This is a genomic window from Arthrobacter sp. efr-133-R2A-63, from assembly GCF_030209795.1.
Lineage (GTDB): Bacteria > Actinomycetota > Actinomycetes > Actinomycetales > Micrococcaceae > Arthrobacter > Arthrobacter bambusae_A.
In genome coordinates, this window is the sequence record NZ_JARVRG010000043.1 from 1 (window position 1) to 2,142 (window position 2,142).

The 2,142-nt window shown below is 66.0% G+C and carries 2 protein-coding genes; both read left to right on the top strand.

The annotated features are described in order from the left end of the window. Positions 1 to 73: 73 nt before the first annotated feature. Positions 74 to 1,291 (top strand): IS21 family transposase, encoded by a 1,218-nt coding sequence (istA, locus tag QRN45_RS20055; RefSeq protein WP_241711069.1) that lies wholly within the window; start codon positions 74 to 76, stop codon positions 1,289 to 1,291. Then, a complete protein-coding gene (istB, locus tag QRN45_RS20060) occupies positions 1,291 to 2,079 on the top strand; it encodes an IS21-like element helper ATPase IstB (protein WP_241711071.1) in 789 nt (262 codons plus the stop codon). Before istA ends, istB begins: the two co-directional genes overlap by 1 nt. Positions 2,080 to 2,142: the final 63 nt, after the last annotated feature.

Below are 2,142 nucleotides of genomic sequence, written 5' to 3' on the forward strand. Positions count from 1 at the left end.
TGTCAGTGACGGTCGAAAACTGAGCCATTGTGACGGTTGAAAACTGAGCCACCTGTTCCAAACGATTGGGTGGGTGATCACAGTGGAGGATTGGGCGCTTATTCGGCGGTTGCATCTTGCCGAGGGTGAATCGATGAGGTCGATAGCGGAGCGGCTGGGTCTTTCCCGGAACACCGTGGCGAGAGCGGTCAGCGCCGATGGGCCGCCGACCTATGTCCGTGCGCCGCAGGACTCCGGGATCAAGGCGGTGGAGCCGGCGATCCGGGCACTGCTGAAGGAGAACCCTCGGATGCCGGCGACGGTGCTGGCTGAGCGTGTGGGTTGGTCGGGGTCCCCGGCCTGGTTCAGGGAGAACGTGGCCAGGATCAGGCCGGAGTATGCCCCCGCTGATCCCGCGGACCGGATCAGTTACGAGCCCGGGGACCAGGTCCAGTGCGATCTGTGGTTTCCGGAGGTGCGGATACCCGTCGGGAACGGAAAGCCCCGGGTCCTGCCGGTGCTGGTGATGGTGTCCTCGCATTCGCGGTTCATCATGGCCCGGATGATCCCCTCCCGGGTGACCGGGGACCTGCTGGCCGGGATGTGGGAGCTGATCGGGTCCCTGGGCGCGGTGCCGCGGCGGCTGATCTGGGACAACGAAACCGGCATCGGACGGCGGAACAGCTACGCCGCCGGCGTCGCGGCTTTCGCCGGAGTCCTCGCCACCAGGATCGTGCAGGTCAAACCCTACGACCCGGAGAGCAAGGGCGTGGTGGAGCGGGCCAACCAGTTCCTGGAAACCTCCTTCCTGCCGGGACGTGTTTTCGTATCGCCGGAGGACTTCAACGCCCAGCTCGCGGGCTGGCTGCCCAAGGCCAATGCCCGGCTGGTCCGGCGCACCGGCGCCCGGCCCGCGGACCTGCTCGCTCAGGACAAGGCGGCGATGCTGGCGCTGCCGCCGGTTCCGCCCGTGACCGGGTTCGCCGCGCGGGTCAGGCTCCCGCGGGACTACTACGTCCGGATGGGATCCAACGATTACTCCGTGCACCCGCAGGCCATCGGCAGGTTCGTGGATGTCACCGCTGACCTTGAGACCGTCACGATCAGCCTCGAGGGGCGATGCGTCGGAAGCCATACCCGGTCCTGGGGTGCGGGCCAGACGATCACCGACCCGGGCCATGTCGAGGCCGCCCGAACGTTGCGGAAAGCCTTCCAGAACCCGGAACCGGCCGTTGACACGGCTGGGCTGCGGGACTTGGCGGACTACGACCGGGCGTTCGGTGTCGCTCTCGATGACGGGCAGGTCGCCTGATGACCGAGGCGAAGGAAACCGCCGGGCAGATCGAGTACTACTCCCGGGCGATGAAAGCACCGCGTATCCGGGAAGCTGCCGCCCGGCTCGCGGACCAGGCCCGCGAGGCCGCCTGGACCCACGAGGAATACCTCGCAGCGGTCCTGTCCCGGGAAGTCGCCGCCAGGGAAGCCTCCGGCGCCGAATCCCGCGCCAGGGCAGCAGGGTTTCCCGCCCGTAAATCACTCGAGGACTTCAGCTTTGACCATCAGCCCGGCCTCAAACGCGACACGATCGCGCACCTGGCCACCGGCGCGTTCCTCACCGAGGCATCCAACATCGTCCTGCTCGGGCCGCCCGGAACCGGCAAAACACACCTCGCGACCGGCCTGGGTCTGCGGGCCACCCAGCTGGGTCATCGGGTCCTGTTCGCGACCGCCATCGACTGGGTCTCCCGGCTCCAAGCCGCTCATCAAAACGGCAGATTGCCGCAGGAGCTGGTCCGGCTGCGCCGCTACGGGCTGATCATCGTCGATGAAGTCGGCTACATCCCGTTCGAGCAGGATGCCGCGAACCTGTTCTTCCAGCTCGTCTCATCACGCTACGAGCACGCCTCCCTGATCCTGACCTCGAACCTGCCCTTCGCCCGCTGGGGAGATGTGTTCGGAGACCAGGTCGTCGCTTCCGCCATGATCGACCGCATCGTCCACCACGCCGAAGTCATCACCCTCAAGGGCTCCAGCTACCGGCTCAAGCATGCACAGACAGACTTGCTGCCCTCGACAAGACCGGAAAATCAGGCAGAATAACCAACGTCAACGTGGCTCACTTTTCAACCCACGAAATGGCTCACTTTTCGACCAGCGCTGACA